This window comes from Thalassoglobus sp. (genome assembly GCF_048270125.1).
Lineage (GTDB): Bacteria > Planctomycetota > Planctomycetia > Planctomycetales > Planctomycetaceae > Thalassoglobus.
Genome location: NZ_JBLWTN010000038.1, coordinates 34,748 through 50,115 on the forward strand (window position 1 = coordinate 34,748; position 15,368 = coordinate 50,115).

8 protein-coding genes are annotated in these 15,368 nt (G+C 51.2%); 5 read left to right on the forward strand and 3 right to left on the reverse strand.

What is annotated here, in order from left to right; translation table 11 throughout:
- Positions 1–397: 397 nt before the first annotated feature.
- Positions 398–3,148: an aconitate hydratase AcnA gene (gene acnA, locus ACN0YR_RS23545; protein WP_417851660.1), complete on the forward strand. Its 2,751-nt coding sequence runs from the start codon at positions 398–400 to the stop codon at positions 3,146–3,148.
- 113 nt (positions 3,149–3,261) lie between these two features.
- Here the strand turns inward: acnA and ACN0YR_RS23550 are convergent, their stop codons facing one another.
- Complete coding sequence (locus ACN0YR_RS23550) at positions 3,262–3,987, reverse strand: rhamnogalacturonan acetylesterase (RefSeq protein ID WP_417851661.1); 726 nt, start codon at positions 3,985–3,987, stop codon at positions 3,262–3,264.
- A 415-nt stretch (positions 3,988–4,402) separates the two neighbouring features.
- Here ACN0YR_RS23550 and miaA point away from each other — a divergent pair, with 415 nt between their 5' ends.
- The 4 genes from miaA (at position 4,403) to ACN0YR_RS23570 (ending at position 11,815) form a co-directional block, all read left to right on the forward strand.
- Positions 4,403–5,338 (forward strand): tRNA (adenosine(37)-N6)-dimethylallyltransferase MiaA, encoded by a 936-nt coding sequence (miaA, locus tag ACN0YR_RS23555; RefSeq protein ID WP_417851662.1) that lies wholly within the window; start codon positions 4,403–4,405, stop codon positions 5,336–5,338.
- Positions 5,339–5,631: 293 nt separating this feature from the next.
- On the forward strand, positions 5,632–7,074 hold the full coding sequence (locus tag ACN0YR_RS23560) for a DUF1501 domain-containing protein (protein ID WP_417851663.1): 1,443 nt from the start codon (positions 5,632–5,634) through the stop codon (positions 7,072–7,074).
- 53 nt (positions 7,075–7,127) lie between these two features.
- Positions 7,128–10,229 carry a PSD1 and planctomycete cytochrome C domain-containing protein gene (locus ACN0YR_RS23565; protein WP_417851664.1) on the forward strand — a complete coding sequence of 1,034 codons (3,102 nt, stop codon included), beginning with the start codon at positions 7,128–7,130 and terminating at the stop codon, positions 10,227–10,229.
- 92 nt (positions 10,230–10,321) lie between these two features.
- Positions 10,322–11,815 carry a sulfatase family protein gene (locus ACN0YR_RS23570; protein WP_417851665.1) on the forward strand — a complete coding sequence of 498 codons (1,494 nt, stop codon included), beginning with the start codon at positions 10,322–10,324 and terminating at the stop codon, positions 11,813–11,815.
- A 145-nt stretch (positions 11,816–11,960) separates the two neighbouring features.
- Here the strand turns inward: ACN0YR_RS23570 and ACN0YR_RS23575 are convergent, their stop codons facing one another.
- Together ACN0YR_RS23575 and ACN0YR_RS23580 are read right to left on the reverse strand one after the other, a co-directional pair.
- Positions 11,961–12,989, reverse strand: coding sequence for a bile acid:sodium symporter family protein (locus tag ACN0YR_RS23575; RefSeq protein ID WP_417851666.1), 1,029 nt, complete (start codon positions 12,987–12,989; stop codon positions 11,961–11,963).
- A gap of 174 nt (positions 12,990–13,163) precedes the next feature.
- Positions 13,164–14,873: a hypothetical protein gene (locus tag ACN0YR_RS23580; RefSeq protein ID WP_417851667.1), complete on the reverse strand. Its 1,710-nt coding sequence runs from the start codon at positions 14,871–14,873 to the stop codon at positions 13,164–13,166.
- Positions 14,874–15,368: the final 495 nt, after the last annotated feature.

Genomic DNA, 15,368 nt, shown 5'->3' on the forward strand with positions numbered 1-15,368 from the left:
TGGCTTGTCCATCCGTGCCACGAGTAGTACTGTCCCTGCCACCCTCTAGTTTTTCACCCAGCCGGGCCATCGTCTCACGAGAAGGTCAAGGTTCGCGCTGCGGCTCCAGGTTGTTTTTTTGATCCCGCCCTGTCGATGGTGAGGGGGGAAGCTCGGCCTGTTTTCTCACTCTCAACTTGCGAAACTCACACACTTTATGAGTGCTTACAGCTTTGATAAACTGGTGCTTGTGGACCTGTTCTGTGAAAGCAGAGAGTTCATGATGGAGTGCCCCGGGCGACAGTTTTTCGAGGCTGTCGGGTCGATTTGGTCCCCCACCCAGCAGTTGAACACGTTGGGCGAGTCCCAGCTTACATATTGGTCGCAGCTTGAATGCTGCAGCAGGAGTGACGTCTAGATGAGTAATGCGAATCCATTTGATGCGGAAACCACCCTCTCGACAAAAGCGGGCGATTTCAAAATCTATCAGCTGCAAAAACTTGTTGATGCCGGTTTGGGCGACATCTCAAGGCTTCCCTACTCAATTCGAGTTCTCCTGGAATCTGCACTTCGGAACTGCGATGGCTTCGCGATTTCCGAGGATGACATCAAGAATATCGCTGCCTGGAGCCCGAAAAATACCACAGCGACCGAAATTCCGTTCAAGCCGGGGCGTGTTGTCCTGCAGGATTTTACTGGTGTTCCCGCAGTTGTCGATCTGGCAGCTTTGCGTGAAGCAATGGTGAAGATGGGTGGCGATCCCAAGAAGATCAACCCCCTTGTGCAGTGCGATCTGGTAATCGACCACAGTGTTCAGGTGGACCAGTTTGCGACCAAATTGGCGTTGCAATTTAATGTCGATAAAGAATTTGAGCGAAACAACGAGCGGTATCAGTTCCTGAAATGGGGACAGCAGGCGTTTCAAAACTTCCGAGTTGTTCCACCAGCGACGGGGATTGTTCACCAGGTGAACTTGGAGTACCTCGCCGGCGTGGTTTTGACCTCCGATGGAAAAGCCTATCCCGATTCTCTCGTCGGGACAGATTCGCACACGACCATGATCAACGGGCTGGGCGTTGTTGGTTGGGGTGTTGGGGGAATCGAAGCTGAAGCTGTCATGCTTGGTCAGCCAATTTACATGCTCTTGCCGGAAGTGATTGGCTTTAAGCTCGTCGGCAAGCTGCCCGAGGGAGCAACCGCGACCGACCTTGTGCTCACCGTCACGCAGATGCTGCGGTCTCACGGCGTGGTTGGCAAGTTTGTCGAGTTCTACGGACCGGGACTGGCTGGGATGTCGCTGCCAGACCGAGCGACTCTCGCCAACATGGCACCTGAATATGGAGCGACCATGGGCTTCTTCCCTGTCGATGATGAAACGCTCCGCTATCTCGAACGAACAGGTCGATCCGCCGAGCAAATTGATCTTGTCGAAAAATACTTCAAAGCTCAGGGAATGTTCCTGACTCCTGAATCTCCAGAGCCAGAGTTTACAGCCACACTCGAACTCGACATGGGAACAGTCGAGCCATCACTCGCTGGCCCCAAACGTCCACAAGACCGAATCGTTCTGACGGGAATGAAGAGTCAGTGGGAACAGGATCTCAGTGCGACATTCGGGAAATCAACCAAAGGTGGTGAATCGACCCCAGAGTCCATGACTTCCGAAGGAGGAGCTGCGGTTGCAACTGCAGTTGCTGAAGATCCCGGACTCGCGGGGGTTCCCGTGGAGTTCGATGGCAAAAACTTTGAACTGAAGCATGGTTCTGTTGTCATTGCGGCAATTACCAGTTGTACGAATACAAGCAATCCGTCCGTAATGATCGGAGCGGGACTTTTGGCACGTAACGCAGTTGCCAAAGGACTCAGCAGCCAACCGTGGGTCAAAACAAGCCTCGCTCCCGGATCACGTGTGGTGACAGACTACCTCGCCAACTCCGGACTCAATGTTCCCCTCGACGCTCTTGGTTTCAACCTCGTCGGATACGGCTGTACGACCTGTATCGGGAACTCAGGTCCGCTGCCAGAACCGATCTCCAAGGCGATTCAGGAGAACGATCTGGTTGCCTGTTCCGTCTTGTCGGGTAACCGAAACTTTGAAGGCCGCGTCAATCCAGACGTGAAAGCCAACTATCTTGCATCTCCTCCTTTGGTTGTTGCCTACGCACTTGCAGGCACTACCGATATTGATTTGACCACCGAGCCGATCGGTCAGGACAAGGATGGGAATGATGTGTTCCTCAAAGATATCTGGCCGACTCAAAAAGAGATCGCCGACACGATCGCCTCTGCAATGTCTCCCGAGATGTTCGTCAAGCAGTACTCCGAGTCGGCAGCTGGTCCACCAGAATGGCAGGCGATCTCTGGTGCAGAAGGGGATCTTTACGCCTGGGATAAAAAGAGCACTTACGTGCAAGAGCCTCCGTTCTTCCAGAACATGGACGCCGAACCATCGCCGATTAAAAGTATCAGCGGTGCTCGCTGCCTCGTCAGTGTTGGAGATTCCACCACCACCGACCACATCAGTCCTGCCGGAAATATCAAAGCCGATTCTCCAGCTGGGAAGTACCTGCAAGAGAACGGGATCGCCGCTGCCGATTTCAACAGCTATGGAAGTCGCCGTGGAAATGATCGCGTGATGACTCGCGGAACCTTCGCCAACATTCGGTTGCGAAATCTTCTCGCTCCCGGAACCGAAGGTGGGATGACGACTCACATTCCATCCGGTGAGCAAATGTCGATCTTTGATGCGTCATTAAAGTACCAGGAGCAGGGGACTCCGCTTGTTGCACTGGCCGGGAAAGAATACGGCACCGGTTCCTCACGAGACTGGGCAGCCAAAGGGACTCAACAACTCGGAATTCGAGTTGTCATCGCAGAGAGTTTCGAGCGAATCCACCGTTCCAACCTGATCGGAATGGGAGTGCTTCCGCTTCAGTTCCGCGAAGGGGAAAGCCGCGAAGCTTTCGACCTGGACGGAACCGAAATTTTCGATGTTGTCCTCGACGATAACCTCAAACCGCTTCAGGCCGTTGAAGTGACCGCCCGCAAGGCCAACGGCGACGAAGTTCACTTCATCACCACCTGCCGTATCGACACCCCCGTTGAAGTTGAATACTACCGCAACGGCGGAATCCTTCACAAAGTGTTGAGAGACTTAGCCAAGAGTTAAGACACTCTGGAGCACGGAAATTGAAACAGCCCGGAACGGCAATCTGTTCCGGGCTGTTTTTGTGTGTAGGGCATTTTCACGCTTGCCCATGCCAATGCCCATGCCTGGCACGACTACTTCGATTCGAAGTACTTTGACATTTCTGGTGCAACCTTATCGAGTTCATCGACGATGAGTGGTGCAGTGAGTTGGGCTCCTTTGGTGTTCAGGTGGGTGCGATCAAGGCCGCCTTTGGGTTGTTCGTAGGAGATTTCGATGCACTTTTCGGGGCCAAGTTTTTCGCAAAGTTCGATGCTTCGAGTATGGAGATCGACAACTGGAACATTGAGTTCTTTGCCAACTTTTTTGACGGCAGCGACATAAGGGGTCAGTGTCGATGTGATCTTACCTTGTTCGTTAAATCGTCTGCGTGTGAGTGATGTAATCAGGATTGGCGTCGCTCCGATCTCTCGCGACTCGATGACGTACTGTTTCAGGAATTCAGGATAGGTCGTTGCTGGATCTGTCTCGCGTGCTTCCCCTTTTCCGGGTTGGTCGTTGTGGCCAAATTGAATCAGAATGTAATCCGGTTTTAGGTCGAGACACTTCTGCCAGCGTCCCTCTGCCCGGAAACTCTTTGAACTTCTCCCGCCAGCGGACAAGTTGACGCACTTTGCTTTTTCGTTCAGAAGATCGCTGAATCCTTTTCCCCAGCCTGCGGTATCGGTGACGGTCGAATCTCCCGCCAGCACAATCGTCACCGGTTTGTCATCTGCCATTCCACAGCGACACATCAATGCCGCTGCCACACAGAAAAAAATTTGTCGTCGCGCGAGCTTGTTGAATTGGTGGAGCGTCATCTTTGAAAACCTTGTTGATCTGAATGAACATATCAAAAGAGAGCGATTCATGATTCCTTACTGTTAGCGTACTTGCTCCCTTTTCATCCGAGAAGTGACTTTCGAAATTGCGGAGCAGACTCTGTTTCTCTGATTGAAAATCGCATTCTTCTGGTGATTTGCCAGCAGTTCAATACTGTGCAGATGGCGAGGCAATCACTTCTTCTTTTTCTATGACAACTGTCCCTTCACGTCTTCTTTTCTGTTGGAGCAGTTTGCTCTACCGTGTGCCTGTGAAGAACTTGTCTCATCAATGAAATTGCTGTTCGCCGCGATGCAGAACCTGTACACCAATTCAAAAGATGCTCTAAGATGTCGGCTGAGATTCCATCGTCTCTCATGTCGTAAATATGCCGAAGAATGACCGCTCCAGTTTATGAAATTCCCATTCGAAATTTTGCAGCAGTGCTGGTTTCTGGCTGGTCCGACTGCATCGGGCAAGACGGCGCTTGGCATCGAACTGGCGAAGAGAATCGACGGAGAAATTATTTCTCTGGACTCGATGGCGATTTATCAACAGATGGATATCGGGACAGCCAAGCCGACGCCCGCAGAGCAATCGCAAGTGCCACATCATCTGATTGATGTCATCGCAGCCCATGAGGATTTCTCAACGGCTGACTATATGGAGCAGTCCCGCGTTGCGTGCGAAGAGATTCTCTCTCGAAAGAAAATACCGATCTTTGTCGGTGGAACCGGGCTCTATTTGCGGGCGGTCCTCCGTGGTGTTTTCGAAGGGCCAGAAGCGGATTGGGACTATCGTCGGCAACTTGAGGAACGAGCCCGGCACGAAGAGGCGAACTGGCTTTACAGCCAACTCCAATCTGTTGACTCGGTCACGGCGGAGCGACTACATCCGAATGACGCCAGGCGACTGATCCGGGCTCTGGAAATTCATCACGTCACCGGATCACCCGCCTCGGAACTTCAAGATGAAGGACCACTTCCGAAGGAAGAACAACCGAAGCATGTTTATTGGCTTCACCCGGATCGTGATTGGCTTTACGAGAGAATCAATCGGCGTGTGGAACTGATGATCGGGCAGGGGTTGGAAGAAGAGGTCCGCTCACTACTTGCTCTTGATCCACCGATTGGACGGACTGCCCGGCAAGGATTGGGGTATCGGGAGATGATCGATTTCGTCGAAGGTCGGATTGCAACCATCGAGGATGCGATCGAATTGATTCAGACTCGGACACGGCAATTCGCAAAACGGCAGCACACCTGGTTTCGAAATCTGGAAGAGTGCAGAGCGATTGAATTTTCCCCTGAAGCGACGACAGCCTCCCTTCTGGAAAGCTTCGAAGATTGATTTGGCTTACGTCCAAGTGAACTGGTTATTGGAGGTCGCTCAGCGTTCAGAATGGCTGGGAGAATCTGCCCAGAACCGTTTTCAAATTGAGATTCTTTGATGCCAAGCCTAGGATATAGGAAGTCCCCATTATTTAGAACTGATCCTGAAACTTGAAATTGCTCTCTCAAACGTTGAGAAAAGCGGCTATTCCAGAGGTTTTCGGACTGGTTCTAGCCTGCGAGTCAGGGATTGAGATCCTGAGAGAAAATGGAGGCGGGGACTGTTGGGTGGCATCAAAATAGAATCAAACTATGAACAACAACGCACAAGCGTGCAGCGGATTTTTCCCTGCCACGTCTCGAAGAGATTTTCTTTCGCAGTTCGGAATGGGGCTGGGTGCGGTCGCGCTTTCTCAACTGGGGGAGCCTGAGAAGGTTCTTGCGGATGCAGGGGCGATGCAGTCGCTGCATCATCCAGCGAAGGCGAAACGGGTCATCTTTCTGTTTCAGGCAGGCGGACCGTCTCAAATGGAGACGTTCGATTACAAGCCGGTTCTCAACGAACGGCAGGGACAGGAACTCCCGGACGAAGTTCGTAAAGGGCAACGGCTGACCGGGATGAGTGGGAATCAATCAAGCTTGCCGCTGGTGGGGTCTCCATTCAAATTCGCACAACATGGAGAGAGTGGAGCCTGGCTCAGCGAAGCATTCCCGGAGACAGCAAAGGTTGTCGATGATTTGTGCTTCGTGAAAAGTCTGCACACTGAGGCGATTAACCATGGCCCCGCAGTCACCCATGTGCAGACCGGCTCTCAATTCCCCGGTCGTCCAAGCATGGGATCTTGGCTGAGTTATGGGTTGGGAGCAGAGAACGAAAACCTGCCTGCGTTTGTTGTCATGGTTACCAAAGATAAAGGTGGTCAACCACTCGTATCGCGATTGTGGGGTAGCGGGTTTCTTCCGTCGCGGCATCAGGGAGTTCGCTTCCGGGCAGGTGACGAACCGGTATTGTATATCAACAATCCCAAGGGGCTTGGCAGCGAGAACAAGCGGAGCATGCTCGATGCGTTGAGTCAGCTACACCAATTGGAGCTCAAAAAATCACCCGACCCGCTGATTGAAACACGCATCTCGCAATACGAGTTAGCGTTTCGAATGCAGACAGCCATTCCCGAAGCGACGGACTTTTCAGGAGAGACCGCGAAGACGTTTGAGATGTACGGAGAGGATTCCAAAAACCCGGGAACGTTCGCAGCCAACTGTCTTCTGGCACGACGGCTGACTGAGCGGGGAGTTCGATTTGTGCAACTGTACCATCAAGGATGGGATCACCACGGCGGCATTCCCGGTGGTATCAAAGGACAGGCTAAGCAAACCGATCAACCGGCAGCAGCACTGATTCAAGATCTCAAACAGCGTGGTCTACTCGATGAGACACTCGTGATTTGGAGCGGAGAATTTGGTCGCACGAATTACTGCCAGGGGAAGCTGAGTGCCAACTTTGGTCGAGATCATCACCCACGCTGTTTTTCTGGTTGGCTGGCTGGTGGAGGGATCAAAGGAGGAATGAGCTTCGGTGAGACAGATCCTTTCTGCTATAATATTGTTGAGAATCCAGTTCACGTTCACGATTTTCAAGCGACGATTTTGCACCTTCTGGGAATTGATCATGAACGGCTGACCTACAAATACCAGGGGCGACGTTTCCGCCTGACCGACGTTCACGGACACGTTGTCAATGAAATCCTCGCGTGAGAGTGCACCACACTTTCCCGAAAACCTCATCGATCATTCTACGAGTTTGACTCATGAATCAATTATCTTCCATTGCGGTTGCTGCGATTTTCTTGACTAGCGTCTTGAACGCTGAGGATGAAATCAGTTTCAACCGAGATATTCGTCCGATTCTTTCTGATAAATGTTTTGCCTGTCACGGGCCTGAAGAAGCGTCCCGTGAAGGAGGGTTTCGGCTCGATGAGCAAGAGAGCTCTTACGGAGAAGCGGACTCGGGTGAGCATCCTATCGTCCCAGGGAAACCGAATGAGAGTGAATTGATCGCTCGGATTTTTTCCGATGACGAATCGATTCAAATGCCTCCAGCAGAAACGAACAAGTCGCTGACTGCGGCTGAAAAAGAACTGCTGAAGAAGTGGATTGCCAGCGGTGCAGAATGGGAAGCTCACTGGTCGTTCATCCCTCCCGAGCTTCCTGAACTGCCGGAAGTTTCTGAGTCAGAGTGGGTGAAGAACGAAATCGATCGGTTTATTCTTGCGAGGCTCAAAAAAGAGGGACTCGCCCCGACAGAGCAGGCAGACAAAGCAACGCTGATTCGCCGAGCAACGTTTGACCTGATCGGGCTTCCTCCAACTCCTGAAGAAGTCAAAGCATTTCTGTCAGACGATTCACCCGATGCATACGAAAAAGTGATCGACCGACTTCTTGCATCCGAACGTTTTGGCGAGCATGTTGGCCGCTTCTGGCTGGATGCTGCTCGATACGGCGATACACACGGACTGCACCTGGACAACTATCGCGAAATGTGGCCCTATCGAGATTGGGTACTCAAAGCGTTCAACAAAAATATGCCGTTTGATCAGTTCATCGTGGAGCAGGTCGCAGGTGATTTGATCCCGAATCCGACTGACGATCAACTCATCGCCACCGGTTTTAATCGTGCTCACGTGACGACCAGCGAGGGAGGTTCTATTGCTGCCGAAGTGCGCATGCGGAATGTCGTTGATCGTGTGGTCACCTTCGGGACCGTCTTCATGGGCACGACGCTCGAATGCACGAGTTGCCACGATCACAAATTTGACCCACTCACCATGACAGATTTCTACTCGCTGTATGCTTACTTGAACAGCATCGACGGAAATCCTCTCGATGGAAACAAAAAAGACCCTGCACCTGTTCTGAAAGTTCCGACTGAAGAAGAGAAAGCCAAGCTCGCAAAATTTGACGCGGAGATTGCAGAATTACAAAAGCAGCTCAATCAACCATGGCCTGAACTGGTCGCAGCTGAAACCGCATGGGCCAACACGGTTCTCGAGGAGTCAGGTGATGGCGACGTGGCCTGGGATGTTGTTGTTCCAGATGAATTCACATCGAATGGTGGAGCCGATCTTAAACTTCTCGAAGACAATTCTATTCTCGCGACTGGACCAAACCCTGCGAAGGAAATCTACGAAGTTGTCAAGCAGATCGAAGGAACCGGTTGGCAGGGGATCAGGCTGGAAGGTCTTCTCGACAAAGCCAATACGAACGAGGGAACCGGTCGAAGCTCGAACAGCAACGTCGTCTTAACCGAGTTCGAAGTCTACGCCGCTGCCATTCCAAATGAAGGTGAAGAGCCACAGTGGAAGCGAGTGGACATCGTCAAGGCGTCTGCCGATCACGCTCAAAGTAATGGCGACTTCAAAATTGAAAATGCGATCGACGGAAAACCACAAACCGGCTGGGCAACAGAAGGCTATGCGAAAAAAGAGCCGCGCACCGCATTGTTTCAAACGAAAGCTCCTTTCGGATTAGAAGGGAAAAGCCTCGTTAAAATCGTCCAGAAGTATGAGTCGGTTTATGCAAACCACCAGTTCGGACGGTATCGCCTTTCACTCACCAAGCAACAACCGATCCGCTCAGAAGTCCCCGCAGAGATCTTGGCGATTCTGAAAGTAGAACCGGAAAAACGAGACCAAAAACAGAATGAGGCCCTGCGGAAACATTACCGGGAGAACGTCACCACGGATGCCGGGTATATCGCAGTTCGTGACGGATTGGCTGCGAAGAACAAGGCGAAGACTGACCTCAATAATGCAATTACGACAACTCTGATCTGGAAAGAAAAAGCGAAACCGGAACCGGCTTATATTCTCACGCGTGGGGAGTACGATCAGCCCGGAGAGGAAGTGTCGCGTCGAACTCCAGGGTTCTTGCCGCCCATGGCGGAGGGGTTGCCGAATGATCGCATGGGATTGGCTCAATGGCTGATCAGTCGAGAGCATCCATTAACAGCCCGCGTCACGATCAATCGCTTCTGGCAGCAATTCTTCGGAACCGGTCTTGTGAAAACATCAGAAGATTTCGGCTCCCAAGGCGAGCAGCCAAGTCATCCACAGTTGCTCGACTGGTTGGCTGTGCAATTTATGAATGACAACTGGGATGTCAAGAAGTCGATGAAGCGAATCGTGATGTCAGCCACGTATCAACAGTCATCCAAGGTCAGCCCTGAGCTTGTCAAGAAAGACCCGGGAAACCGATTGCTTGCCCGTGGTCCCCGCTTCCGCCTCGATGCAGAAATGCTTCGTGATCAAGCATTATTTGTGAGCGGACTGATGGTTCAGAAATTCGGAGGCGAGAGTGTTAAGCCTCCACAACCGGATGGCCTGTGGTTTGCGGTTGGGTATTCCGGATCAAACACTGTGAGATTCAAGGCGGATACCGGTCCGGATAAAGTTCATCGCCGGACTGTTTACACGTTCATCAAGCGAACAGCTCCGCCACCGCAGATGAATGTTTTCGACGGTCCCTCGCGCGAGTCGTGTACGGTTCGACGTGAACGTACCAACACTCCACTTCAGGCACTTCTGCTCTTTAATGATCCTCAGTACGTTGAGTCTGCGATTGCCTTAGCAGCTCGGTCTATGGATGAAGGGGGAACGGACGAAGTCACCGTCGCCAACTCAATGCTCTGGCACGCCCTCAGCCGAGAACCTTCACCGACGGAAATCGAGTCGCTGGTCCAAGGTTATCAACAGGATGTCAAGCTCTTTGAATCGAATCCAGCTGAAGCTGAGAAACTGATCGCGATTTCATCAACAAAAGTCGCTGAAGGAAAAGAGATTTCGAAACTGGCCGCCTGGACGATGGCCGCGAATTTATTGCTGAATCTCGATGAGGTCGTCACTAAGAATTAGGCGCTTGGAACTAGATGTTTGGGGGCAAGGTTTTGTGTCTTTCCCTCGAAATCTATCACATGTCAACGTAAAACTTCTCCAGGAGAAACGTCTTGATTGATGCCCGACAATTTCTTTCACTGCTCATTTCAGGGTGTACTCTTGGCCTGTTGAGCTTGCTCTGTTGTGTCGCTGTGAATGCCGATGATCGACCCAATATCATTTTCATTCTTGCTGACGATATGGGCTACGGCGATGTTCAGACACTCAATGAGAAATCGAAAATCCCCACGCCCAACTTAAACCAACTTGCAGCTGAAGGGATGACCTTCACTGATGCACACACGCCGTCATCAGTTTGCACTCCCACCCGATATGGAGTCCTCACCGGTCGCTACTGCTGGCGGACCCGGCTGAAAAGTGGTGTACTCAACGGATACGGGGAGCCCCTCATCGAAGATGATCGGAGGACTGTTGCGGAAGCTTTGCGTGCGAGCGGGTACTGGACCGGGATCGTCGGGAAGTGGCATCTAGGATTAGGATTCGCCAAGGATGGCAAAGAATTTGATTTTTCAAAACCGGTTTCGAATGGACCACACACCCACGGATTCGACTACTCGTACATCATTCCAGCCTCACTCGACTTTCCCCCATATGTTTACATTGAAGCAGGGAAAATTACAGAGTTTCCGAAGCTCAGTCAGAATGCACAACGATTCCCCGCATTCCTTCGTCAGGGAGAGCGATCACCAGACTTTGTGATGGAGGATGTCCTCGACAACTTGCGTTCTCATGTGACGGCCCTCATTTCACTTCAGGCAAAAGAAGAGAAACCGTTCTTCATTTACTTCCCACTGACAGCGCCGCACAAACCAGTTTTGCCTCATCCACGATTTCGTGGGAAAACGGATCTTGGTCCATATGGGGACTTTGTCCATCAAGTCGATGACATCGTCGGAGGAGTCGTGAAAGCTGTCGATGGTGCAGGAATCGCTGAGAATACCCTCATTATTTACACGAGTGACAATGGGTCATTCATGTATCAATATGACGGGACGAAAACCGATCACATTCAGGATGAAAAAATCCAGGGGTACAGGGCAGAAAACCATCAAGCGAATGGTCCATTTCGTGGAACAAAAGCAGACATCTGGGAAGCGGGACATCGTGTTCCATTCTTCGCTCGCTGGAAAGGGAAGATCGAAGCAGGAAGCAAGTGTGACGAGACGGTCTGCCTGACTGATTTCTTCACAACCGCGACTGAGATCGCCGGCGCGAAGATTACAGATGACGACGCTCCAGACAGCTTCAGCCTGCTCCCATTGCTGAGTGGGAAAGACCTGGCGAGTCCACGACCACCGGTCATTCATCATTCTGTCGGAGGGATGTTTGCAATCCGCGATGGCGATTGGAAACTCGTCCTTGGCAACGGGTCCGGTGGCCGTCAGGCGCCGAAAGGAAAACCGTTCAACAAGCCATATCAGTTGTTCAATCTAGCCAGTGACATCGGCGAAACCACAGACGTGATTGCTCAAAACCCCGAGATCGCCAAACGTCTCGAAGCCGAGTGCGAACGCATCCGAGAATCGGGCACGAGCCGCAACTAGAGCAGTTTGCTCTACCGTGTGCCCGTGAAGAACGCGTTTCATCAGTAAAAGTGCTATTCGCCACGAGGCAGAACCTGCAAACCAATTCGAAAGATGCTCTAGAGCAAACTGCTCTTTAGCGACCGATATTTTTATGGCCTCGAGTTCAAGCCGAACCCTCAGAAGGGACGTCCGAATTCGTCTGTCTTGCCTGAACCCATTTTCCAAGCGGGGCAATCAGCATTGTGTCCAGAATCAATTGCGTTGCGTGGAACATGAGAATCGGAAACGCGGCGAATGGAAGGTTTCGATCTGCGAGAAGATCGGTTGCGATATAAATTCCGATGGCAAGTGTCTTCTGAGATCCCGAGAAGACCGTCGCCACAGTATCTTCTCGTTTGAATTTAAATGCTTTCCCACCAAAGAACGCCAGGACGAGACCTGCCACATGCAGTGCTAAGCAGGAAAACCAGACGAAGAGTATCGGCCCAATCGTCATCCCTGAAGAATCGGACTCTTGAAGTTGCTCGCCCCCTTTCACAGAAGCCCAGAGAACCAGACCCAGAATACAGATTTGGGAAATCGATCCGAACAATGTTTTTCGTGTATCTGCAACCATCTTTAAAAGTGGGGAGATTCGAGCGACTTGCCCCAACGCAATCGGGAGCAGGGCAGTATAGAAGAGTCGCTCGATCATCTTCATCGTATCGAGCGTGACCCCATCACCCAGAGACTGGCTGAGCCAGAATGGTGTGATTAAAAAGCAGAACCCGTTGGTGAGGATCGTACAGAGCAATGAGACGGCATCATTTCCATGTGCCTTTCTGGCCCAAACCGAAGCTGATGCCATTGTGCTCGGGACACTGGTCGTGATGATCAACCCTGCTGCAAAATCCGGAGTGAGCTGCAATTTCGAAAGTGGAATCGCAATCAATGGAAGTGCCATGAAGTTCACAAGGCAAGCCCAAGTGACAGGGGCGGGAGCTTTAACGGCAGCTGTCAATTTTCTAATGTCGAGTGTGACCGACATTAGAAAAAGAATGAATGCGACGGTGTACCGGTTCGCCTGTCCCATGAAGTTCGAGGAGAATGCTTCGATTCGTTCCACCGGGATGATGATGCCCAGGAGCAGCCCCAAAGGAATGATGAGAATTAAACTCGTGAGAAACCAGCGTTTTCTGAGGAAATCAATCATACGTTTTCGTTGGTCTCGGATCGGTTGGTGCTCATCATGGAATCCGATTCGTTTTTCGTTCTGCCTCGTGGCGAGCAGTTTATGAAGTAATGAAAGTGACCTTTACGGGCACGACAGGCATGAATAATTTCTAAAGCTGGAAGTGAATAGCTCGTTCGGTTTTAAGAGAACGACTTATTCACTTGGCGCTTGTGGGTTGTCCGCCGATTTAAAGAGTTGTTCCCAGCGCTGAATCAGATAAGCATATCGAAGTGAGGGATTGTCTCGGTTCGCAGCTTTGAGTGTCGCAAGTGCATCCTCAAAATCTTCAGAGACAATTTGTGCAATCATTTTAAGATCGGTCGCTGAGTGTCGCATCTCTTTCAGTGGGACAAGCTGGGTGCGTGATTGCCGAGCAGTGGCAACAAACCGGTCCAACGTATCGATTGCGACACTGGTCTTGTGGATATCAAGTTGGGATTCACCAGCCCACAAGGCAGCGTAGTTGGCAGCCTCCTCATTCAAAATTGTTGCGTTCGTCCGGTATGCACTCAAGATTGGACCAAAATGCTTCAAGGCTGATCGGTGATTTCCTTGAAGCTGTTCGATGCGAACCGCGTGCAATGTCGTGTCGGCAGCTTGGACGGTTGGTGCTTGTGCTTGCGGATCCCGGACAAGTTTTTGGGACTGTTCGTCATAGATCATGCTCACTTTCTTGAGCTGCGGACCAGCGAAAATCTGAACCTGCAAAGCGTACGCGCTGTCTGGGTCCTGCTTTGCCAACTCGAGTGCTGATAGCTGCTCGTACGGAAACTTCCAGATTTGAATTTGTTCACTCTGCCAAAGCTGATTCTTTTTCCCAGCTGCGATGGTGCGTTGCTGGACAGAAGCATTTGGTCGCAAGGCATTCTCCCCTAAGCCGTCGTAGAGAGCGATCGGGAGTAATGGGTCGAGCATGTATTGCAACTCAGCCATTCGTCTCGACCATAAACTCGGCGTGCCGATGATGCTTACGCTGAATTCAGCAAAGTCTTCCTTGGTGAGAGGATATTTCAAATCGGAAGAGTCGAGTGCACGTAATGCAGCCCCATCTTTTTTGATTTCAGCAAGTGTTGCCGGCAGAGTCGGGAATGGAGTAGTTTGCTCACCGCTCAAGCTCGGAATTGGCAGGCCGAGCTTCGGATCGAAGAGTAACACCTCACCCTTCGCCGTTTGGACACCGACAACCCAGTAGCCAGGATTGCTGGTTGGCGTGATAATGAAGCTATCCATTCGCAGTGGTCGCAGTAACGTCGCGAAAGTCCAGGCTCGGTGTTCTGCTGTTCCTTGTCCCCAGACAAGTGCTTCATACGGAGTTTTAGGAAGAGTGTTTGATGCCTCATCCATTAGCATGATATGGCGTGTCACATACTGAAACAGATCCACGGCCTGTTCTGTCTCGTCAGGCATGTTCGCGCAAACATGCTTTGTAATCTGATCCGCCAAGAGACAAAGGCGGACATGTGCAGCGTCTTCCGGTAGGAACCGTGGCGCAGATGTACGAGTGAAGATCTCGTCGCTGAGCAACTCTCGTTGGGTGTTTTCGTCTTGCGTCAGTTTTACGTCAATCTCTTGACCGCACTTTGAGAACCAACGATTCAATTCTATTGCGAGATCTGCAGAGTCGGAATCGATACCCAAGCGACCCGGCTGCAATCCGTTGAGAAGGCGAGAAAGATCGCGAATGCATTCAGAATCTTCATTCTTGCTGGTGAGCTCTTTGTTCTTGCTGCCACCATTCTCTGAATCAGCCGGTTTATCCCTGCTCGGAGGGATCATCAAGACTGCCAAAACAGCCAATGCAATAACGGTCCCCAGTATTCGAGCGGGGAGGCCGGACCAGAAGGGTCGATTTGGAGTAGACATGATACAACCTCAATGAAATAGATTCGCTATAAAATGAATGATCGAATATTCGTAGAAGGAGTGTGTTCACCGAGCGGAAGATCAGGTTGAAGATCGTAATAGGCCAATCACGTAAGGATCTCTTCCGATTCTGAACAATCTTCAACTCTGAAGATGGAACAGTCATTCTCGTCGATGTGTAGTACAAAATGATACGAAGACAAAGGGGGCAGTATAGAGATGAATTCAGCGATTCGCCCCTCCGCTAGGCAATTTCATGCCAAGGAGTACAAACATTCCACTCATCATAGAACAAATTGTAGCGAGCGATCATGGAGAGTTGTGTGATGCAGGACCTGGTGTGAGAGGAGTTCTGTTGAAGTGCTCCAAGTAATGATTGACGCAGAGAATCAAAATAGAAGGGTATAGGTTCTCAGTATGAAATGAACAGTGGGCGCACAAAAACACCCCGGTGATCATGAAGACCACCGGGGTGTTTAATGTTTTGAACTGACT